This is a genomic window from Streptomyces sp. NPDC050619, assembly GCF_040654815.1.
Taxonomy (GTDB): Bacteria; Actinomycetota; Actinomycetes; order Streptomycetales; family Streptomycetaceae; genus Streptomyces.
The window spans coordinates 176892-196602 of record NZ_JBFAIR010000014.1 but is presented as its reverse complement, the minus strand read 5'-3'; the positions used below and the strand labels follow the sequence as shown (position 1 = coordinate 196602).

Sequence of the window (19711 nt, the reverse complement as noted above, 5' to 3'; positions counted from 1 at the left end):
CCGGGCCGGTGAGCCGGCCACCGCGCGGGTCCAACGCGACGTTCGCCGTTGGACCCGCGCGGCGGCCGGGCCGGCAGACGACCTGTCCGTCCAGCAGCGATCAGCCGAAGGCGCGGATACCCAGCCAGACGCTGGTCAGCACCCCGAAGCCGACCACGGCGGCACGCAGCACCGGCTCGCTCAGCCTCGTCGCCAGCCGGCCGCCGAGCACTCCCCCGGCCAGGGACGACGGCGCGGCCACGAGCACGATCCCCCAGTGAACGGGGCCGAGCAGCGCGAACACGACGAGCGACACCGTGGCCACGACCAGCTGGAGCGTGCCCTTGAGTACGTTCACCTGCGCCAGCGGAGCGGACAGTGTCAGGCCGAGCAGGGCCATCAGGACGAGTCCCAGCCCGCCTCCGAAGTAACCGCCGTAGACCGCGGCGGCGAAGGTGCCGGCGTAGAGCTTGACGCGGTGGTCACCGTCAGCGGCGCCGAGCAGCGCCCGCAACCGGGGCTGGAAGGCGAGGAGGGCACTGGCGCCGAGGACGAGGAACGGCACCGCGACCGAGAAGACCCGTGACGGAGTGAGCAGCAGCAGCGCGCATCCGGCGGCGGCACCCACCGCGGACACGACCGCCAGTGACCTCACGGAAGACGGGCGGGCGGATCCCCGCAGCGCCGCCACATTTCCCAGGTAGCCCGGCCAGAGCGCCACGGAGTTGGTGACGTTGGCGGCCACCGTACCCAGTCCGCCGGCGACCAGGGCGGGGAAGAGGATCAGTGACCCGCCGCCTGCGATGGCGTTGACGAATCCGCCGACAAGGCCGGCACCGCCGATGAGAACAACGTCTCCGACGTCCATCCGGGTCCTCTCCACAGCAAGGTATGCGAGATGCCATGTTGGCATACGAGACAGCGTTACGGCACGGACCCCCATCGGAAACACCGGGGCAACGGAACGTTCCTAGCGTCGGGCCAGCCCTTCCCCTTCACGAAAGGTCGGCCATGACTGCGATCGACTCGCCCCTCCTCGACGTCGCCGCGACCGGATTCCCGATCCTCCAGCCCGGCCACGGAGCGATCGCATCGACGACCTACGTCCCGGCCACGCCCGCGAACACCCTGTGGGGTCGCCTTCCGTGCGAGGCGGACGCACCGTGCGCGGTCGTGCGACCGGGCACCGTCGTCACGGTCGACACACTCAGCCACGAAGGAGTTCTCGAGGACCAGGGCCGCAACCCCGGTGAGTTCTTCGGCCGATACGGCGTCGGCGGCGGCCATGTGCTCGACGACGCCCAGCAGGTGGCGGACTCCGGGATGGCGCACGACTTCGACGACGACGGGCCGCACCTCGTCACCGGGCCGATCGCCGTGGCCGGCGCCCGGCCCGGCGATCTGCTCGCCATCACGGTCCTCGGCCTCACCCCGCGGGTTCCGTACGGCATGGTCTCCGCACGTCACGGCTTCGGGGCGCTCCCCGGCGAGATGCCGTCGCTGGCCGGTCCCGCGTTCACCTTCGCCACGGCACACGCGGACAGCCACGGCGCCTGGGGCCGGATGGCGGTGGATCCGACGGACCCGTCCCGCGGCTCACTGCGCTTCCCGCTGCGGCCGTTCCTCGGTGTGATGGGCGTGGCGGTGCCCGGGGACGAGCGGCCGCACTCGGTGCCGCCGGGGCGCCACGGGGGGAACATCGACATCTCCCTGCTCGGCGAGGGCGCCACGCTGTTCCTTCCGGTGCAGGTGGACGACGCGCTCGTCTACTTCGGGGACCCCCACTTCGCCCAGGGCGACGGCGAGGTCGCCCTCACCGCGTTCGAGGCGTCGCTGCGCGCCACCGTGAAGCTCGAGGTGGTGCCGGGCGGTGCGGCTCTGCGGCCCGGCCATGGCCGCGTCGCCCCGTTCGCCGAGACGGACGACTACCTGGTGCCGATCGGTCTGGACAGGGACCTCGACGAGGCGATGCGCGACTGCGTGCGCTGCGCGCTGGACCTGCTCGCGACCGACTACGGCATCGACCGCCATCTGGCGATGGCGTACCTCAGCGCGGCGGGCGACTTCGCGGTCTCCCAGGTCGTCGACGACGTGAAGGGCGTCCACGCGAAGATCCGCAAGTCCGACTTCCGCGAGGTCGTCCGACCGCGTTGAGTGGCGGATGCACCACCGACTCCCGCCGCGGCACGGCGGCGGGACCAGGCGGCGGGTTCAGGCGGCGGGTTCAGGCGGCGGGTTCAGGCGGCGGGTTCAGGCGGCGGGTTCAGGTCCAGGAAGAGAGCGTCGCGAGCCACGCACAGGCGGCGACCGCAGTGAGGATCTGAGCGCAGGCCGGGCTCATGGCTCGCAGCGTCGCCTCGGACTCGCTCCATTCCCGACCACCCGACGCGGCCCGGCACGCACTCGCCAGTGCGGCCAGCGCGACCAGGCGCTCGGAGGAATCGGCCGCACCGCCGAGAGACCGGACCACGGCATCCCGCCTTTCGCTGCGCGGGACGTCGTAGCGACGAGCCCACCCGGACGGCAACGGCAACCCTCTCCGCGTGCGAACGAGGACACCATCAGCGATCAAGCCGGCCGACAGACGCTTGTGCGCACCGGCGCTCAGGGCTCTGACCCACTGCGAGGTCGTGCGCAGCTTGCGAGAGGAACGGATCCGCACAAGGACCTCGCCGAGCGCCCGGTCACGCGGCTGTGCTCCATGGCCGGCGACAATGTAGCCGTCAACGGTGTAAATGAAGCCGCCCAGAGCGAGTTCCATCAGCATCGCGCCGCTCAGACCGAAGCCGAGGCCGCTGCGATACCCGGGAACACGGCCTTGTCCGTCCAGGTACACAGCCAGCATGAAGTCTCCGCCAAGACCGGAGGCGGCATCGGTCTTCATCCCGTTCTCCCCAATACAGCAGTCCGGCTTCAGCTTCGGGGGTCTTCCGGAATGGGTAGCCGAATCAGATCCCGAGGAGCATTCGTAGCACTATGACGGGGCAGAGCCCCTGCGTCAATGCAAGACATCGTCCTGACATGCGGAACGCAGGTGGCCCTCCAGCCGCTTCAGGCGACAGCGCCCCCTGCGGTCGCCATGGTCACGGTGGTGACCTAGCGTGGAAATGCCCGGGCCGCACCGCGAACGACGGCCGACGGCAGGGCCCCGCAATGTCGCAGACATAAGCGCCCGGCGGGTGGATCCGGAGGGCCGGAACATGAGCGGTGGCGCCTGGACCGTTGTGGCGGTGGCGGGCGTCACCGCCACGTACGCGTTGGGCTCGCGTCGGCTGTCCTCGACACCGCTGTCGTCGCCGATCGTGTTCGTCGGCGCCGGGATCCTCCTCGGCCCGGCCGTGCTGGACACCGTCGACCTGAAGCACGACGCCGCACCGATCCTCGCGCTTCTCGAGGCAGCCCTGGCTCTCGTGCTGTTCACCGACGCCATGACGGTCCGCAGACGGGACCTGGTGACCGGCGGCTATCTGCCGGGCCGCCTGCTGGGCATCGGGCTGCCGCTGAGTATCGGGGCGGGCTGGCTGCTCGCCTGGCCCTTGCTGCCCGGGTTGACGGTGTGGGAGCTCGCACTCGTCGGCGCCATCCTCGCCCCCACCGACGCCGCCCTCGGCGAGACCGCCATGTCCAGTCCCCGCGTCCCGGCGCTGGTACGGCACGGTCTGAATGTGGAAAGCGGCCTCAACGACGGCATGGTGCTGCCCTTCTTCGTCCTTTTCCTGGCAGCAGTCCCGGGCACGCACTACGCGGAGGAGGGCGTCTCGGGCGTCTTCTGGCGCGCACTCGTGCTGAGCACCGTGCTGGGTCTCCTGGTCGGTGGGCTCGGAGGCCGGCTGTTGCAGTGGTCCCGGGCCAGGGGATGGGTCACGCGCGAGTGGCGGCAGATCTACCCCCTGGCCCTCGCGGCAGCGTCGTACGAACTCGCCGTCGTGACGGACGGCAGCGGCTTCATCGCCGCCTGGGTCGCCGGGTTCGCCTTCGGGTTCGCCCTGCGCCGCTACCGGACCGGCCACGAGCAGGAAGACCCGGACCGCGGCACAGCCGAGTTCGCCGAGAACCTGGGGGGTCTCCTGGCGGCGATCAGCCTGCTGGTCTTCGGGGCGGTGCTGCTCGGCCCCGCGCTGGAGCACCTGAGCTGGCGGATCATCCTGTACGCGGTGCTCAGTCTCACCGTCGTCAGGATGCTGCCGGTGGCGCTCGCGCTCTCCGGGAGCGGGCTGCGGCCCCCCACGGTGGCGTATGTCGGGTGGTTCGGGCCCCGCGGGCTCGCGTCCCTCGTGCTGGCACTGCTCGTGGTGGAAGAACACGTCCACGGGGTGGAACTGCTGGGCAGGGTGGTCGCGATCACCGTCGGCCTCAGCGTCCTCCTGCACGGTGTCTCGGCCGTAGCCCTCGCCGGGCGGTACGGCCGCTGGCACGAGAAGGCCGCGGCCACCACCGGCGACCTGCGCGAGGGCACCCCCGTACCCGAGAGCCCGGCGCGCCACAGGCTCGGTCCCCTGCACCAGCCCGAGAAGTGAGGCCTCGTCCCGGGACTTCGCCGCCGCACGGCATGGCTCAGCCGGGTCCGTCCGGCAGCCGGCGCGACTCGATCTCGAACCACTGGCTCTCGTGACGCCACGAGTCCAGGACGGTCACCGGCCGGCGGCTCACGGCGTCGGCCGTCGACGAGCGCCACCGGCAGCCGATCGGACACTCCACGAGACGGGACTCCGATCCGCTCGTCACGGCGGGCCACCGACGCCGCACCAGAGGCAGTTCGAACGCCTCGTGGCGGAGAGGCTCAAACGCTCACGCCGACTCGGCGGCGACCCGCCCGGCGCGTACGGCGTCGGCCAGGGCCTGGTGGTCGCGTTCGTTCTGGTCGGCGTAGCTCTCGGCGAACTCGGTGAGCGCGCGGTCGAAGACGTCCCCACCGCCCAGGTAGGCGGCGATGGCGATCCGGTCTCCGGATCTGGCGTGGGCGCGGGCCAGGGTGGTGCCGCAGATTTCCCCGAAGGCCCGCATGCCGCGGGGCACCATGAGTTCGGGTTCGGCGATGCCCTTCCAGTCGTGCAACTGGCGTACGTAGAAGTCACGTTGGCGTCCGTCGATGCCCTTGGCACGCTCCCAGCCGAGGAAGATGTCGCCGGCCGCCTGCATCAACCGCTGTCCGGCGACGACGCGTTGCCCCTGGTTGTCGTACCCGCTCGCACCGGCGTGCGGGGCGAGCACGGACAGGTCGGCTTCCTTGGCCTGCAACAGCAGCGGGTCGTCGTCGTCCCTGCCGAGCATGAGGATGATCCAGCAGCGGGTGCCGACGCTGCCGACCCCGACCACTTTGCGGGCCATGTCGACGAGCCGGTACTGCCGGAGCAGGTGGCGGCGGTCCGACTGAAGGCTCCGGCCGTAGCGCTCGATCAGCTCGCGGATCTGTGCCTCCAGCGAGTCGCGCTCGACGCCCGGGAGCAGGTCTGCGATCGGCGTGATCAGTGGTGGGTCGGGGATGATCCTGCGCTTGCCGTCGATCAGCCCGGTGAGCTTGCCGTACGCCTGGATGTTGTCGCGGGTGCGGGCTTTCGCCAGGGTCTGCGTCACGCGTCTGCGGCCACGCGCGCCCAGTTTCCGCGCCGCCAGGGCCTGGAGCCGGTCCGCGCCGACCTGGGCGTACCAGACGTCGAGGTCGCGCATGCCGGCGAAGCGGCGCATCGCTTCGCGGTACGACCGTACGGTGGCCCGGACGATGGCGGCGCGTTCCGCGTCGGTGTAACCGTTCGCGCGGCCCGCGATGGCCAGGCTGGCGGCCAGGCGCTTGATGTCCCATTCCCAGGGGCCGGGCAGTGTCTCGTCGAAGTCGTTGATGTCGAACATCAGGCGCCGCTCGGGGGAGGCGAGCAGCCGGAAGTTCAACAGGTGAGCGTCTCCGCAACACTGCGCGGTGATCCCCGAGCGGGGCGTTTCCGCCAGGTCTCCCGCCATGATCGCGGCAGCACCCCGGTAGAAACGGAACGGGGATTCCAGCATCCGGCCGTAGCGGATCGGCACCAGTTCCGGCAGCCGGGTCCGCGACTGTCTTTCGATGACGTCCACCGGATCCGGTCGCTTGGGCTGAGGTGCGAACTCCGCGTGACTGGAGCGGGGCGCGTCCGCACGGGCCGCCCTGCCCCGGGCGGCCCGTTCACCCGGCGACTGATGCGGCTCCGGCACCTCAGACCTGGTCATCCGAGCGCCTTCGCCCCACGCAGAGTGCCCACACCACCAGGGCGTTCACGGCCACGAGGGTCAGGGACCACACGGGGTAGTAGGGCACGTACATGAAGTTCGCCACGATGAGAAGACTCGCCAGCGCCACACCGGTGACGCGTGCCCACGTCGCCCCGGTGAAGAGCGCGAAGCCGGCGACCGTGACGAGGACGCCCAGGACCAGGTGGATCCAGCCCCAGCTGGTGAGATCGAACTCGTAGGCGTAGTTCCTCGTGGTGACGAAGACCTCGTCCTCGGCGATGGCCGTGATGCCCTGGAGGACATTGAGCACGCCACCGACGATCATCATGACCGCCGCGAACGCGAGCAGTCCGCTGGCGAACGCGAGGCTGGTGGTGCTTCGAGCGGTGCCGCCCGAGTGAGCTCTGCCGACATGACTGGTCATGGCTGTCTCCTCGTCGAAACTGTCCGGCCCCCGGTCCGGGGTCGCCCCTGCTCAGCCACCCCATTGGGGCGCCATCTGCGACTGTCCTTCCTGAAGGCCGGTCCTGCATCACCCGAAAGGGACGATTCGGTGGCGTCGCCGGGCCGTCACCCGGGCAGCTCGCGCATCTCGAGCACGCGCAGGCCCAGGCACTGGAAGCGGATCAGCAGGCCGTACAGGTGGGCCTCGTCGGTCACGGTGCCGAAGAAGCGAGTGTTCTCGGGTACTGGAACGCTGTCGAGCTCGGGAAAGGTCTCGGCGAGTGCGTCCGGCACGACGCCGGCGATGCGGAATTCATAACGCATATGAGCACCCACTTCTCGCAGGCCAGCGGTGTGGGAGGCGGCCGGCTTCCCTCTCATGGTCGGTCTTCCTCATGGTCGGTCTTCGACCATGCGCTCGGCATCGCCCGGTTCGGGCGAGTGTCCATCCCGGTCACAGCACCCCGAGGTCCCGGGCCCGGTGGACGGCCTCGCTGCGCCGGGTGACGCAGAGCTTGCGGTAGATGCTCTTCAGATGGGTCTTGACCGTGTTCGCGGAGATGTACAACTCGGCCGCGATCTCCTCCGTGGACAGCAACTGCGCAGCCTTGCCCAGCACCTCTGTCTCGCGCTCGCTCAGCGGCTCCACCATCACGGGCAGCCGGTCATGACCCCCCGCCCGCGCGGACCCCAGCATCCGGGCGGGCAACCAGCCGTGTGCCCGCGCCAGTTGCGGGTCCTGGCGCAGCATGCGGCGTATCCAGGGACCACTCTCGACGAACACACGCCGCAGCTCCTCCGGCCGGGCGAGCCCGAGCGCCTCGCGCAGGAGACGGTGCGCCTCCTCGGTGGAGCCGGTGGAGCCGGCGGAGCCGTTCGCCGCGGCGGCCTGCGCCTGGAGCAGGCGCGCCTGTGTCCGGCTCGACCGCGTGACGGTCTCATCGGCCGGCAGGCCGGCCAGGGCCTCCAGCACGCCGGCCCGGTCTCCCCCGGTCAGCAGTGCGCGGGCCCGGGCCACCGCGTGCTCCGGCCGGTCGGAACTCACGGCGTCGAGTACGTCCAGGGCCGCCGCCGCATCCCCGCGGGCCAGGTGCGCGGAGGACTCGGCGATGGCAAGCTCGTCCACCGTCCAGCCGGACAGGTTCTGGGATGTCACGGCCGAGCCGGCAGAGCCGGCCAAGCCGACCGCGTGAACCGCGTGAACCGCGTGAACCGCGTGAACCGCGTCGAGCGCACCCTCCCAGTCGCCCTCGGCCGTCGCCAGCCGGGCGGCGATGACGGCGGCCTCGACCGCGGCGACGGGCTCCGGCAAGGGTCGTCCGTCCATGGTCGCCAGGTCGAGATGGGCGCGGGCGGTCGCGAGGTCGTCGTGTTCGGCCGAGACACCCGCCAGGACGAGGTGGTCGATGCCGGCCCGGTGCTCCGGCAACAGCGCGGACCGCTCGGCGACGGCGAGCGAATCGCGTGCGTGCGCCTCCGCCCGCCGCAGCCGGCCCCGCAGCAGCTCGACGAGAGCCAGCGACGCCAGCGCGTCACACAGCGGGGGATCCATCCCCGGCTGCCCGCACGCCTCGACGGCGGCGGTGAGAACGGACTCGGCGTGGTCGAATCGCCCGGCATCGAGTTCGGCCGAACCGAGACCGGCCAGCACCATGGCACGTATCTCGGGATGCCGCCCGACCAGGGGCTGTGGGATCTCGCGCAGCAGCCGGTCGGCGTCGGCGGCCGCTCGCTCGGTGGCCGCCAGGTCGCCGGCCAGCCGCCCGGCGAGGACCCGGAGGAAGGCGAGACTGAGGCGCGACGGCGGGCCTGAAGGGTCGCTGACGTACTGGTCCGAGCGATGCGGGTCGGCCACGTACGTGTCCGTGCGGCGCCGGTCGGCCACGTACGTGTCCGTGCGGCGCGGGTCGCCCACGTACCGGTCCGCGCGGCGTAGCGCTGCCGTGCAGCCGGCACGGTCCTGATCGGCCAGTCGGCATGCCGCTTCGACCAGGGCCGGAGCCGCGCCGGTCAGGCCGTTCGGCATGGCGGCGAACGCACGGCGCAACTGCTGCGTCTCCAAGCCGGTGAAGAGCCGGCCGATGGCCAGGTTGTCGACCAGCTGCCCGGCCGCGAACTGCCAGTCACCGGCGGCGGCTGCCTGCACCACCGCCTCGGTGAGCCGACCGGTCCCGGCGAGCCAGCGCGCCGCCCGTGCGCGCAGCCGGGGCTCGAGGCCGGGGTGGCGTTGCCGCAGATGCGCGTGCAGGACCGCGGCGAACAAGGGATGCAGCCGATACCAGGCCGATGCGCCCACCTGCTCCAGGAACGCGTTGGCCCGGGCCAGTTTGGCCAGCGTCTCCTCGGCGTCGTCGCGTCCGGTCAGCGCGTCGGCGAGTGAGGGGTGGACGCGGTCGGTGACGGAGACACGCAGCAGCAGGTCCTGGGTGAGCGACGGCTGCGCGTCGAGCACCTCTCTGAGCAGGTAGTCGGCGATCGTGGTGCGGTCCGCGGCGAACTCGTGGACGAAGCGGTCGGGATCGGGGCTGCGCTGCATGGCCAGGGCGCACAGGCGCAGGCCTGCCGCCCATCCCTCCGTACGCTCGACCAGCAGCTGGATTCCCTCCTCCGAGACCTCCAGCCGGTGCTCGCGCAGCAGCGTCTCGGTGTCCGTGTCGGTGAACTTGAGATCCGCGTGCCTAATCTCGGTGATCTCCCCCGCTGCCCGGTAGCGGTGCACCGGCAACAGCGAATCCGTGCGGCCGGTGAGGACGAGGCGCAGACCGTCGGCGGCGTGCCGGAGCACGAACTGGAGCCCTTCGGCGATCTCGGGTGCGCGCGCCGCGTCGAACTGGTCGAGCACCAGGACCGCCGGCTCCGGCCGCTCGGCCAGCCCCGCCGCGAGACGTACCAGGAGCGACTCGTCCACTGCCTCGGCGCGCGTGGGGCTGCCCACCTCGGCCGGCAACCGTACGCCGTGCCGACGGAACGCCTCCAGGACATGGGCCCAGAACGCGCCGGGAGCGTCGCCGGGCTCGACGGTCAGCCAAGCGGTGGCACGCGGCGCGAAGCCCCGGGTGATCCACTGGGCGGCGAGCACTGTCTTTCCCGCACCGGCGGGGCCGTTGACGAGGGTGAGCGGTCCCTGTGCCCCGTCCGTCAGGCGTTTGAGCAGCGCGGGACGGTCGACGAGGATCTTCGGCACAGCCGGGACCGCGAATCTGACCGCGAACATCGGATCTCCGGGCGACACGTTCCACTCAACCTCTGCCGCCCCGTGATCACCAGTCGAGGTCGGTCGAGGTCAGAGGATCAGCGCGATGAAGATGAGGCAGGCGATGATGTTGACCAGCCAGCTGTGGGTGTTCACCCACTCGCGGACCTTGGGCATGGCGCGCTTGGCGCGTTCTCCCATGATCAGGTAGGCCAGCAGCGGCAGCGCCGCGACCAGGACCGTCGCCGCGATGAACGGCACCGCGCCGCCGAATCCCGTGTCGCTCTGCTCCAGGTGGCTTCCGACCGTCAGCATGATCACGATGTCGGAGGGCATCAGCAGGATGACCAGCAGACCGGTCTTGAGGGCCCTTCTCGGATCAGCCGTCATCAGGGTTCCGAGCCACTTGGGTGGTTCGGCCGTCGCCCGGGTCACGTAGTTCTTGACGGCGGCGAAGAGCAGCAGGCCGACCAGCACGTACTGGATGATCTTTCCTGCCGATCCCTGGTCGGACGAGCTGCCGAAGTCGACGGCGCCGCCGAGCAGCGCGGCGAGTCCGCGTGTGATCGCCACTCCGGCCGTCGTCGCCACCGCCACGCCGAGCAGGAACGCCGAGGAGACGCGTACCGCCCTCGGTGTGGTCACGAAGATGATCGCGGACATGATCTGTGGTCCCACCATCATGGTGATGGCGAGCGGGAGGATCTGGAGATCCATGGGGTCCCCTTCCGCGGCGTTCTGTGGCGTCCTGCGGCTGTGCCGACCGGAGGCGTCTCCTCCGAGCATGGCCTGTTCGGGCCCGTTGCCGCTCACCTGCGCCGGGTGGTTCTCACCGGGTTCGGCACCACCGCGGCACGCATCCCGCAGCGAAAAAACTGCCTCCCTTAGAACGCACTCCATCCGGCAGACTCACCCCATGGAGACTGCCGAGATGGAGACTGCCGAGTTCGTATCGATCCTGGACCTGGAGGGCCGGTCGCTGGCCGCGGCCGCCGAGCAGGCCGGCACCGACGCCAAGGTGCCGACCTGCCCGGAGTGGCAGGTGAGCGACCTGCTGCGGCACACGGGGATGGTGCATCGCTGGGCGGCAGCGTTCGTCGCCGAGAGGCACACCTCCTACCACCCCTTCGGAGACCTGCCCGACCTCGACGGCACCGAGCTGCTGGCCTGGTTCCGGCAGGGACACGGGAACCTCGTCGACACCCTTCGGTCGGCCGCACCCGACATGCAGTGCTGGCACTTCCTGCCCGCGCCCTCACCGCTGGCGTTCTGGGCCCGGCGGCAGGCGCACGAGACGACCGTGCACCGGGTCGACGCGGAGTCGGCCAGGGGCGGCACCCCCAGTGAGATCAGCGACGCCTTCGCGGCGGACGGCATCGACGAACTGCTGATCGGCTTCCACGCCCGCCCCAAGAGCAGGGCCCGCAGCGAGCACCCCCGGGTACTGCGGGTGCGGGCGACCGACATGGACGGCGCGGTGTGGACCGTACGACTGTCGCAGGAGCCGCCGGCGGCAGAGCGGGGTGACGGCCCGGACGCCGACTGCGAAGTCGCCGGGCCTGCCGCGCGGTTGTATCTGGCGCTGTGGAACCGGCTGTCCTTCCCGAGCGTGACCGGGGACGCCTCCGTCGCCGAGCTGTGGCGCGAGAAGTCCGCCGTGTGACCTGAAGGCGAGCCCGGCTCGGTCCGAGCATCCACGCCTGTGAGACTTCCGGGATACTTCGGGGATACTTCCGGGATGACGCATTACGGGGGACGGCGCGGTCAGGCCGAGCGGGACGCGATCACTGTCGAGATCGGATACGCGCTGTGCAGCGCGCTGTTCGCCGCGGCGGTCGTCTTCGGGGCCGTCGCCGGACCGGCGCTGCTGTTCGAACTTCCGCACACCGTGGAACTCGTGCTGCTCCGCACCGGACTGGTGCTCGCGCCCGTCCTCTTCCTTGCCCGGGTCATCAGCGTGCTGGTCCGTTTCCGGCAGGGGCAACAGCCTCAGCCCAGCCAGCCCGGCCGCACCAACCCCGACTCGTAGGCCAGCACGACGAGTTGAGCCCGGTCGCGGGCGCCCAGCTTGACCATCGTGCGGCTGACGTGGGTCTTCGCGGTGAGCGGGCTGACCACCAGGCGGCGGGCGATCTCGTCGTTGGACAGGCCGATGCCGACCAGGGCCATCACCTCCCGCTCCCGCTCGGTGAGTTCGGTCAGGGCGTCGGCGGCGGCCGGTTCCTTCGAACGGGCCGCGAACTCGGCGATCAGGCGGCGGGTCACCCCCGGCGAGAGCAGCGCGTCGCCCCCGACCACCGCCCTTATGGCGCGCAGGAGTTCCTCCGGCTCGGTGTCCTTGACCAGAAAGCCGGAGGCGCCCGAGCGGATCGCCTCGAAGACGTACTCGTCGAGTTCGAAGGTGGTGAGCATGACCACCTTGACGTCCGTCAGGGCGGGGTCGTCCGTGATGCGGCGGGTCGCGGCCAGGCCGTCGAGCAGCGGCATGCGGATGTCCATCAGCACGACGTCGGGGCGCAGTTCGCGCACCTTGCGCAGCGCCTCCTCGCCGTCGGAGGCCTCCCCGGCCACCTCGATGTCCGGCTGCGCGTCGAGCAACGCCCGGAAGCCGGCCCGCACCAGTGACTGGTCGTCGGCGAGCAGTACGCGGATCACCGGTCGTCCTCCTCGGGCTTCACCTTCAGCGGCAGCACGGCCAGCACCCGGAACCCTCCGTCGGCACGCGGCCCCGCCTCGATCGTGCCACCCAGCGCGGCGGCCCGCTCCCGCATTCCGGCCAGGCCGTTGCCGCTGCCGCCCGCGTCGGCGCCGGTCGCGGGCCCGTCGTCGTCGATACGGAGCCGTAGCGCGCCGCCGTCGTGATCGAGCCGCACGCGCGCGTGCCGCGAACCGGAATGCCGTACGACATTGGTGAGGGCCTCCTGGACGATGCGGAAGGCCGCGAGGTCCGTGCCGGGTGCCAGACGCGGGGCCTCGCCCTCGACCTCGACCGTGAGGCCCGCGCCCGCCGCCTGTTCGACGAGCTCCGGCAGCCGGTCGAGGCCCGGCGCCGGCGCGCGCGGCGCGTCACCGGGCGTGCGCAGCGTGTCGAGGACCTGGCGGACCTCGCCGAGCGCCTCCTTGCTGGCGGCCTTGATGGTGGTGAGCGCCGTGCGCGCCTGCTCCGGGTCGGTGTCGAGGAGCGCGAGGCCGACGCCGGCCTGCACGTTGATGACCGAGATGCTGTGCGCGAGGACGTCGTGCAGCTCGCGGGCGATGCGCAGCCGCTCCTCGTCCGCGCGCCGCCGCGCCGCCTGGGCGCGCTCGGCCCGCTCGCGGGCCCACTGCTCGCGCCGGGTGCGGGCCAGCTCCGACAGGGCGACGATCGCGACCATCCAGGTGGCGACCACGACCTCCTGCCCCCAGGAGGCGGCGTCGTCCCCGGACGGCGGCAGCCACCGGTACAGCCAGTGCGCCACCAGGACGTGCCCCGCCCAGAGCATCCCCAGCGCCGCCCAGGCGGCCCTGCGGTGTCCGGCCACGACGGCGCTGAAACAGCTGAGAGCGACCGTGAGGAAAACCGGTCCGTACGGGTAGCCGGCGCCCAGGTAGAGCATGGCGGCCGTCGCCGTGCCGAACGCGACGAACACCGGATACCGCAGCCGCCACAGCAGCAGGACGCCGGCCACGACCAGCAGCAGGCGCGCGAACGTGTCGAGGGGCGCGCGCTCGACCTGCTGTTGGGCCGCGTAGTTCGAGCCGCCGAGCACGAAGAACGTGAGGAGCACGGTGGACGGCCAGGGCCATCGAGGACGCCGGTCCGCGTCGCCCCAGCGGTTCCCCCACGGCGGCCCGTGCCGCCACCACTGCGGCGGGCCGCTCCCGCGTACGCGCTGCTCGTCCATGCCGCCACGCTAGACGCCGACGGCCGGGGACGGCGTCAGCCGAGCGCGGTGATCACACGTACTCCCGGCGAAGTACGTCGGCCGGCTCGGGCTCCCTGATCCGCAGCCGGCGCAGCCGTTTCGGGGCCCACCAGTTCGCGCTCCCGGCGAGCCGCATCGTCACCGGCAGCAGGACGACCCGGATGAGGGTGGCGTCGACGAGGATCGTCAGGGCCGTGCCGATGCCGAGCTCCTTGAGGAAGACGACGCCTGAGGTGGCGTACGACAGGAAGGACAGGGCGAGGATCCCGGCCGCCGCGGTGATCAGCGGTGCGCTGCGGCGGATGCCCTCGGCGACGGCGCGCTCGGTGTCGCCGATGCGATCGTGCTCCTCCTTGATGCGGGCCAGCAGGAAGACCTCGTAGTCCATCGACAGTCCGTAGGCCACGCAGAACATCAGCACTGGGATGCTCGGCTCGATCGAGCCGGTCGGGGTGAAGCCGAGGAGCCCGGACAGGTGGCCGTCCTGGAAGACCCACACCAGGCAGCCGAACATCACGGAGAGACTGAGCAGGTTGAGCACGGTCGCCTTGGCGGGCAGCAGCACGCTGCCGGTCATCAGGAAGAGGATCACGTACGTCGACCCGAGCACCAGAGCGACGGCGAGCGGCAGCCGGTCCAGGAGCGTGGCGCGGAAGTCGGTGGTCTCGCCGGGATAGCCGCCGACGAGGGCGGGGGCGGGGGCCGGGGTTTCCCGGACGCGTTCGACGAGCGCGGGGACGTCGCCGTACATGGCCTGCTGTGTGGGTACGACGGCCAGGCGCACGCGTCCGTCGGGTGCCGTCAGCCGGTCCTGGCCGGGGGCGCCGGTGCGGCGGCCGTCCTGGTAGGTGCCCTCGGGGGCGTCGACCTGGTACACGCCCGGGACGCGGGAGAGCCGGGCGGCGTACCCGCGGGTGCCCGAGGGCTCGGTCAGCACGACCTGGACCGTGTCCGTGGGTTCGGCGGCGAAGTCGCGGTGCACGATCTCGGAGGTCGTGCGCGAGGAGGTGCCCGCGGGCAGCGTGCGCTCGTCGGGGAGGCCGAAGCGCAGCCCGAGCAGGGGTGAGGCGGCGACGAGGAGGACGGTCAGGACTCCGGCACCGGCGACGAGCGGTCGGCGCATGGCCGCGAGCGCGGTGCGGTGCCAGAAGCCGGAGGCGGGCGCGGCGGGCCGTTCCACCCGGTGGCCCCAGTGGGCCAGCGCGGCCGGCAGCAGAATCACGGCCCCGGCGACCGCGGTGGCCACGACGAGCACTCCGGCGTACGCGAACGAGCTCAGGAAGAAGAACGGGAACACCAGTAGCGCGCAGAGGGACACGGCGACCGTGACCCCGCTGAAGACCACCGTGCGGCCGGCCGCGACGGTGGCCCTGACGACGGCCTCCTGCTGGGCGTGTCCGGCCGCACGTTCCTCGCGGTACCGGTTGATCACGAACAGGCTGTAGTCGATGCCCAGCCCGAGGCCGAGGACGAGCGCGAGGTTCGCGGCGAACGTCGACACCTCCGTGAACCGCGCGATCAGCCGCAGCCCGGCGAGCGTGCCGACGACGGACAGCAGGCCGACACCGACGGTCAGCAGAGCGGCTGTCGTGCGCCGGTAGACGAGGATCAGCAGGAGCAGGACGGCGGGCAGGGCGAAGACCTCCGCGCGCAGGAAGTCCGCCCGGGCCTCCTCGCCGACCTGCCGCGAGATCTCCTCCTGCCCGCCGACACGGACATCGAGTTCGGCGGTGGTGCGGGTCAGCTCCGGGGAGAATGAGGCGAGTGCCTCACGGGTCTCGGTGGCGGTTCCTTCGAGACGGACGAGGATCAGCGCGCGGCGGCCGTCCTCGGCGCGCAGAGCGGGGCTGTTGGCATCCCAGTACGAGGTGACGTCCGTGACGAGGGGCAAGTGCGCGACCTCGGCGGCGAGTTCACGCCCCGCTCGTTCGGTGCGCGCGCTGTCGACGTCTGCGTCGCGTGCCGTGACGAGCAGGGCGAGGTTGGGGTTTCCGGTGCGGAAGTCCTCGCGCAACCGGTCGCCGGCGCGCACCGACTCCGTGCCCGGCGCGTCCCAGCGGGAGAGGTCGAGATCGTCCTGGGCACCGGCACCGTACGCGCCGAGGCCGAGGAAGACGAGCAGTGCGCCGATCAGCACAGCACGGCTGTACCGCACGGCCAGTCGGCCGAGCCGGGTGAGCATCTGGTGGCCCTCCTCGGGAAGTTGGGGGTTCGGTTCGTGCTCGGTGAGGATCGGTCGGATCGCTGGAAGTCCCGCTGGAAGATCCACTGGAAGACGGCATCCCGGCTAGGCTCGAACCATGGCTGAGGGGACAACCGGGACATCGCACGGCTCGCGAGACTCACATGGCCCGCGCGGCTCACACGGTCTGCACGGCTCACACGGTCTGCGCTGCGAACTGCTCGGCCCGCTGCGGGCCCTGCGCGACGGCGTGGAAATCCCCCTCGGCCCGCCGAAGCAGCGCGCGATCCTCGCCGTACTCCTGCTCCAGGAAGGCCGCCCGCTCTCCTACGACTCTCTGGTCGAGGCCGTATGGGGCGGCGCACCGCCCGTGCATGTGCGCAACCTCGTGCAGAAGTACGTCTCCGGGCTGCGCCGGGCGCTGGGAGACGGGCCGGAGCTGTCGTGGACCGGCAACGGATATCTGCTCACCGGCGCGGCGGCGGACGACCTGCGGGAGCGGCGGCGGCTGGTGGCCGAGGCGCTGGCGGCGCGGGACTCCGGGGAGCTGGAGCGGGCGGGCGAACTGGCGTGGCGCGCGGAGGAGTTGTGGCGCGGGGAGTTCGCCGAGGGCCTGCGAGCACCGTACCTTGCGGCGGAACGGCTCCGCTGGACCGAGAAACGCCTCACCGTCCTCGAGGCCCGGCTCGCCGGGGCGATCGAACTCGGCCGGTCCTTCGAGTACGTCCACGAACTCGTCCGGCTCGTGGCCGCGCACCCTTTGCGGGAACGCCTGGTCGAGCTGCTGATGCTCGCCCTGTGCCGAACCGGCCGCCCGACGGACGCGCTCACCGCGTACGAAGGGGCACGGCAGCGCCTCGCCGACGCGATGGGAGCGGACCCGGGGCCCGCCCTGCGTTCACTGCACACCCGGATCCTGCGCCAGGACCCCACCTTGCTGCCTATGCCGCCGGTTCCGGCGGCATAGGGCAGACCTAGCTGGTGCCCCTTGACGGGCAGGGGTTGCCTGCCGGGCACTGGAAACATGCTTGGTGGACCCTACGAGCCCTTCCCGGCCCGCCCCTCCTGCGGAAACACCAGCCCCACCCCCTGGGCGAGCTGGGCCACCGCATGCCGGAAGAACGGCTCGCGGTCCGTCACCACCCGGTTGAACTGGCCGAACAGCTCGAACCCGATCAGCCCGTACAGCTGGGCCCAGGCCGCGACGAGTGCCGCGACCGTCTCCGGCGGGAGGTCGGGGGCTTGGTCGGCGGCCATCCGTTCGGCCTCGGGGCGCAGTTCGGCGGGCAGCGGGGGCTTGGCCAGGCCGAGACCCTGGTACGCGTCGCGCAGGACGTCGATGAAGAGGAGGCCCACGCGGGAGGCGGCCGGGACGGTGGTGTCGGGCGCGGTGTAGCCCGGCACCGGCGGTCCGTAGATCAACGCGTACTCGTGCGGATGCCCGAGGGCCCAGCCGCGCACGGCCTCGCACACCGCGGACCAGCGCTGTACGGGGCCGGCGTCGGCGACCGCCTCGTGGGCGCGCTCCGCGGTCTCGCCCATGGAGTCGAAGGCGTCGATGATGAGCGCGGTCAGCAGTTCGTCGCGGCTGGGGAAGTACCGGTAGAGGGCGGAGGAGACCATGCCGAGTTCGCGGGCCACCGCCCGCAGCGAGAGCTTCGCGGCACCCTCCGCGGCGAGTTGTCTGCGCGCCTCGTCCTTGATGGCCGCCGTGACTTCGATCCTGGCCCGGGCTCGGATGCCGGGTGTGGTGCTCCTCGTCATGCAGACCAGTGTTCCATGAAACGAGAGCGGTGCACACAGACAAGAGCACCGCACACATAAGAGAGCGCCGTACACATACGAGAGCACTGCTCTTGCTTTGGATCACCGATCTGCGGCAGACTGGCCATCAAGCGAGAGCACTGCTCACAAACGTGAGCGACGCTCTCTCGCACCTGGGGGTCACCGTGTCCACGCATGTTCAGAAGCCCGGCTGGTTCACCGTCAACGTCTTCAACCGCGTCGTGGCCTGGATGACCCGCCGGGGCATGAGCGTCTGGGGCTCGCGGGTGCTGGCGGTCCGCGGCCGCAAGAGCGGCGAGTGGCGGACCACCCCCGTCAACCTGCTGACCGTGGACGGACAGGGGTATCTGGTCGCCCCGCGCGGTCACGTCCAGTGGACGCACAACATGCGCGCGGCCGGCGGCGGCGAACTGCGCCTGGGCAGGAACGTGGACGTGTTCACCGCGACCGAGGTCACCGACGACGACAAGGTCCCGCTCCTGCGCGCCTACCTCAAGCGCTGGAAGGCCGAGGTCGGAGTCTTCTTCAACGGCGTCGGCCCCGGCTCCTCCGACGCCGAACTGCGCCGTATCGCCCCCGACCACCCGGTCTTCCGGATCACGGTCAGGAGCTGACCTCGTCGGCCGCGGTGCCCGGAGTGTCCGGCGCACCCGGAGTGTCCGGCGCACCCGGGGCACCCGGCACGCCCGCGGACCGGCGGTCCATCGCGGTCAGAGCGCGCTGGGCGATCGGGCGGGTGCGGACGAGTTCGCCCAGCGAGGTCGAGCCACGCGTGATGTCCATGAACGCCTTCCAGGCCGGGCGGAAGCCGGTGAGGGCCGCGTGGAACAGGCCGGGGCGCCGCTCGAACATCGTCAGCATGCTCCGGCCGACGCTCATCTCGACGCCGAGCCCCGCCTTGATCGCGAACGCGTAGTTCAGCGCCTGGCGCCGGGCCTCCACCGCGTCGTGCGCCTCCGCCGTCCGGACCGCCCACTCCCCCGCGAGCCGGCCCGAGCGCAGGGCGAACGAGATGCCCTCGCGCGTCCACGGCTCCAGGAGTCCGGCGGCGTCCCCGCACACCAGGACCCGTCCGCGCGACAGCGGCGAGTCGGCGGCCCGGCAGCGCGTCAAGTGGCCCGAGGAGATGCTCGGTTCGAAGCCGGCGAGGCCGAGCCGCCCGATGAACTCCTCCAAGTACCGCTTGGTCGCGGCGCCTTCACCGCGCGCGGAGATCACACCGACCGTCAGTGTGTCGCCTTTGGGGAACACCCAGCCGTAGCTGCCGGGAATCGGGCCCCAGTCGATGAGGACCCGCCCCTGCCAGTCCTCGGCGACCGTCTCCGGCACCGGAATCTCCGACTCCAGGCCGAGGTCCACCTGGTCGAGCTTCACGCCGACGTGTGCTCCTATGCGGCTCGCGCTGCCGTCCGCGCCGACGACGGCACGTGCGAGCACCGTTTCACCGCCCTGGAGGACCACGGCGACCGTGCGCCGGTCCGGCACGGCCGAGCCGTGCTGCTCGACCCGCTGGACGGTGACGCCCGTGCGCAGCTCGGCGCCCGCCTTCTGGGCGTGCTCGACCAACTGCTGGTCGAACTCGGGCCGGTTGATCAGCCCGAACAGCATCTGCTTGGAGCGGCGGGTGCGGGTGAAGCGGCCGTTGTTCGAGAACGTCACCGCGTGCACGCGGTCCCGCAACGGCAGCTCGAAGCCGGGCGGGAGGGAGTCGCGCGAGGGGCCGATGATGCCACCGCCGCAGGTCTTGTAGCGCGGCAGCTGCGCCTTCTCCAGCAACAGCACGCGCCGTCCCGCGACCGCCGCCGCATAGGCGGCCGAGGCCCCCGCGGGTCCCGCGCCCACCACGACGACGTCCCACACCCGCTGTACGTCGTCCGCCGAAGAGTCGCCCGCCGAAGTGTCGTCCGCCGAAGAGTCGCCCGCCGAAGTGTCGTCCGCCGAAGTGCCGTCCGCCGAAGAGTTCTCGCTGCTCACGATGGTCTGTGCTCCCGATCAAGCCGCTGTCGCACCTGTCCCCCGCAT

19 protein-coding genes are annotated in these 19711 nt (G+C 71.5%); 6 read left to right on the top strand and 13 right to left on the bottom strand.

Annotation, left to right across the window (positions count from 1 at the left end; all coding sequences use genetic code 11):
* Nucleotides 1-100 precede the first annotated feature (100 nt).
* Nucleotides 101-847: a sulfite exporter TauE/SafE family protein gene (locus AB0I77_RS23950; protein ID WP_363284692.1), complete on the bottom strand. Its 747-nt coding sequence runs from the start codon at nt 845-847 to the stop codon at nt 101-103.
* Nucleotides 848-990: 143 nt separating this feature from the next.
* Between AB0I77_RS23950 and AB0I77_RS23945 the strand changes: the two genes are divergently transcribed.
* Nucleotides 991-2133 carry an acetamidase/formamidase family protein gene (locus AB0I77_RS23945; RefSeq protein ID WP_363284691.1) on the top strand — a complete coding sequence of 381 codons (1143 nt, stop codon included), beginning with the start codon at nt 991-993 and terminating at the stop codon, nt 2131-2133.
* 109 nt (nt 2134-2242) lie between these two features.
* On the opposite strand, the gene AB0I77_RS23940 is transcribed toward AB0I77_RS23945, so the two are convergent.
* Nucleotides 2243-2863, bottom strand: coding sequence for a GPP34 family phosphoprotein (locus AB0I77_RS23940; RefSeq protein ID WP_363284690.1), 621 nt, complete (start codon nt 2861-2863; stop codon nt 2243-2245).
* 316 nt (nt 2864-3179) lie between these two features.
* Here AB0I77_RS23940 and AB0I77_RS23935 point away from each other — a divergent pair, with 316 nt between their 5' ends.
* Entirely contained in the window at nt 3180-4496 is a 1317-nt protein-coding gene (locus AB0I77_RS23935; RefSeq protein ID WP_363284689.1) for a cation:proton antiporter, read from the top strand.
* A 37-nt stretch (nt 4497-4533) separates the two neighbouring features.
* Here the strand turns inward: AB0I77_RS23935 and AB0I77_RS23930 are convergent, their stop codons facing one another.
* The 6 genes from AB0I77_RS23930 to AB0I77_RS23905 form a co-directional block, all read right to left on the bottom strand.
* Complete coding sequence (locus AB0I77_RS23930; RefSeq protein ID WP_363284688.1) at nt 4534-4704, bottom strand: hypothetical protein; 171 nt, start codon at nt 4702-4704, stop codon at nt 4534-4536.
* A gap of 63 nt (nt 4705-4767) precedes the next feature.
* On the bottom strand, nt 4768-6177 hold the full coding sequence (locus tag AB0I77_RS23925) for a DUF2252 domain-containing protein (protein ID WP_363284687.1): 1410 nt from the start codon (nt 6175-6177) through the stop codon (nt 4768-4770).
* Nucleotides 6164-6604 (bottom strand): hypothetical protein, encoded by a 441-nt coding sequence (locus AB0I77_RS23920; RefSeq protein ID WP_363284686.1) that lies wholly within the window; start codon nt 6602-6604, stop codon nt 6164-6166. Before AB0I77_RS23920 ends, AB0I77_RS23925 begins: the two co-directional genes overlap by 14 nt.
* Before the next feature lie 146 nt (nt 6605-6750).
* Nucleotides 6751-6948 (bottom strand): hypothetical protein, encoded by a 198-nt coding sequence (locus tag AB0I77_RS23915; protein ID WP_363284685.1) that lies wholly within the window; start codon nt 6946-6948, stop codon nt 6751-6753.
* Nucleotides 6949-7078: 130 nt separating this feature from the next.
* On the bottom strand, nt 7079-9838 hold the full coding sequence (locus AB0I77_RS23910; protein ID WP_363284684.1) for a LuxR C-terminal-related transcriptional regulator: 2760 nt from the start codon (nt 9836-9838) through the stop codon (nt 7079-7081).
* Between the two features lie 69 nt (nt 9839-9907).
* A complete protein-coding gene (locus AB0I77_RS23905; protein WP_363284683.1) occupies nt 9908-10534 on the bottom strand; it encodes a GAP family protein in 627 nt (208 codons plus the stop codon).
* Nucleotides 10535-10748: 214 nt separating this feature from the next.
* Here AB0I77_RS23905 and AB0I77_RS23900 point away from each other — a divergent pair, with 214 nt between their 5' ends.
* On the top strand, nt 10749-11480 hold the full coding sequence (locus AB0I77_RS23900; RefSeq protein WP_363284747.1) for a maleylpyruvate isomerase family mycothiol-dependent enzyme: 732 nt from the start codon (nt 10749-10751) through the stop codon (nt 11478-11480).
* Between the two features lie 75 nt (nt 11481-11555).
* The gene (locus AB0I77_RS23895) at nt 11556-11846 is read left to right on the top strand and encodes a DUF6332 family protein (RefSeq protein WP_363284682.1); all 291 of its coding nucleotides are present in this window, start codon (nt 11556-11558) and stop codon (nt 11844-11846) included.
* On the opposite strand, the gene AB0I77_RS23890 is transcribed toward AB0I77_RS23895, so the two are convergent.
* The 3 genes from AB0I77_RS23890 to AB0I77_RS23880 are packed head-to-tail and all read right to left on the bottom strand — an operon-like array spanning nt 11807 to nt 15904.
* On the bottom strand, nt 11807-12472 hold the full coding sequence (locus AB0I77_RS23890; RefSeq protein ID WP_363284681.1) for a response regulator transcription factor: 666 nt from the start codon (nt 12470-12472) through the stop codon (nt 11807-11809). The two genes, AB0I77_RS23895 and AB0I77_RS23890, sit on opposite strands and share 40 nt — an antisense overlap.
* Nucleotides 12469-13701 (bottom strand): sensor histidine kinase, encoded by a 1233-nt coding sequence (locus AB0I77_RS23885; RefSeq protein ID WP_363284680.1) that lies wholly within the window; start codon nt 13699-13701, stop codon nt 12469-12471. The genes AB0I77_RS23890 and AB0I77_RS23885 overlap by 4 nt, the downstream gene beginning before the upstream one ends.
* 52 nt (nt 13702-13753) lie before the next feature.
* On the bottom strand, nt 13754-15904 hold the full coding sequence (locus AB0I77_RS23880) for an MMPL family transporter (RefSeq protein WP_363284679.1): 2151 nt from the start codon (nt 15902-15904) through the stop codon (nt 13754-13756).
* A gap of 118 nt (nt 15905-16022) precedes the next feature.
* On the opposite strand from AB0I77_RS23880, the gene AB0I77_RS23875 reads away from it, so the two are divergent.
* Nucleotides 16023-16871, top strand: coding sequence for a BTAD domain-containing putative transcriptional regulator (locus AB0I77_RS23875; RefSeq protein ID WP_363284678.1), 849 nt, complete (start codon nt 16023-16025; stop codon nt 16869-16871).
* Between the two features lie 71 nt (nt 16872-16942).
* On the opposite strand, the gene AB0I77_RS23870 is transcribed toward AB0I77_RS23875, so the two are convergent.
* Nucleotides 16943-17668, bottom strand: a complete 726-nt coding sequence (locus AB0I77_RS23870; protein WP_363284677.1) for a TetR/AcrR family transcriptional regulator — start codon at nt 17666-17668, stop codon at nt 16943-16945.
* Between the two features lie 185 nt (nt 17669-17853).
* Here AB0I77_RS23870 and AB0I77_RS23865 point away from each other — a divergent pair, with 185 nt between their 5' ends.
* Nucleotides 17854-18303, top strand: coding sequence for a nitroreductase family deazaflavin-dependent oxidoreductase (locus AB0I77_RS23865; RefSeq protein WP_363284746.1), 450 nt, complete (start codon nt 17854-17856; stop codon nt 18301-18303).
* Here AB0I77_RS23865 and AB0I77_RS23860 read toward each other — a convergent pair.
* Nucleotides 18293-19549: a geranylgeranyl reductase family protein gene (locus tag AB0I77_RS23860; protein WP_363284745.1), complete on the bottom strand. Its 1257-nt coding sequence runs from the start codon at nt 19547-19549 to the stop codon at nt 18293-18295. The genes AB0I77_RS23865 and AB0I77_RS23860 overlap by 11 nt on opposite strands.
* Nucleotides 19550-19711: the final 162 nt, after the last annotated feature.

Excerpts from the sequence above, each read along its gene's own strand:
- AB0I77_RS23935 (WP_363284689.1), top strand. The coding sequence starts at position 3,180 with ATGAGCGGTGGCGCCTGGACCGTTGTGGCGGTGGCGGGCGTCACCGCC.
- AB0I77_RS23880 (WP_363284679.1), bottom strand. The coding sequence starts at position 15,904 with ATGCTCACCCGGCTCGGCCGACTGGCCGTGCGGTACAGCCGTGCTGTG.
- AB0I77_RS23900 (WP_363284747.1), top strand. The coding sequence starts at position 10,749 with ATGGAGACTGCCGAGTTCGTATCGATCCTGGACCTGGAGGGCCGGTCG.
- AB0I77_RS23925 (WP_363284687.1), bottom strand. The coding sequence starts at position 6,177 with ATGACCAGGTCTGAGGTGCCGGAGCCGCATCAGTCGCCGGGTGAACGG.
- AB0I77_RS23885 (WP_363284680.1), bottom strand. The coding sequence starts at position 13,701 with ATGGACGAGCAGCGCGTACGCGGGAGCGGCCCGCCGCAGTGGTGGCGG.
- AB0I77_RS23870 (WP_363284677.1), bottom strand. The coding sequence starts at position 17,668 with ATGACGAGGAGCACCACACCCGGCATCCGAGCCCGGGCCAGGATCGAA.
- AB0I77_RS23910 (WP_363284684.1), bottom strand. The coding sequence starts at position 9,838 with ATGTTCGCGGTCAGATTCGCGGTCCCGGCTGTGCCGAAGATCCTCGTC.
- AB0I77_RS23950 (WP_363284692.1), bottom strand. The coding sequence starts at position 847 with ATGGACGTCGGAGACGTTGTTCTCATCGGCGGTGCCGGCCTTGTCGGC.
- AB0I77_RS23920 (WP_363284686.1), bottom strand. The coding sequence starts at position 6,604 with ATGACCAGTCATGTCGGCAGAGCTCACTCGGGCGGCACCGCTCGAAGC.
- AB0I77_RS23915 (WP_363284685.1), bottom strand. The coding sequence starts at position 6,948 with ATGCGTTATGAATTCCGCATCGCCGGCGTCGTGCCGGACGCACTCGCC.
- AB0I77_RS23905 (WP_363284683.1), bottom strand. The coding sequence starts at position 10,534 with ATGGATCTCCAGATCCTCCCGCTCGCCATCACCATGATGGTGGGACCA.
- AB0I77_RS23945 (WP_363284691.1), top strand. The coding sequence starts at position 991 with ATGACTGCGATCGACTCGCCCCTCCTCGACGTCGCCGCGACCGGATTC.
- AB0I77_RS23875 (WP_363284678.1), top strand. The coding sequence starts at position 16,023 with ATGGCTGAGGGGACAACCGGGACATCGCACGGCTCGCGAGACTCACAT.
- AB0I77_RS23940 (WP_363284690.1), bottom strand. The coding sequence starts at position 2,863 with ATGAAGACCGATGCCGCCTCCGGTCTTGGCGGAGACTTCATGCTGGCT.
- AB0I77_RS23895 (WP_363284682.1), top strand. The coding sequence starts at position 11,556 with ATGACGCATTACGGGGGACGGCGCGGTCAGGCCGAGCGGGACGCGATC.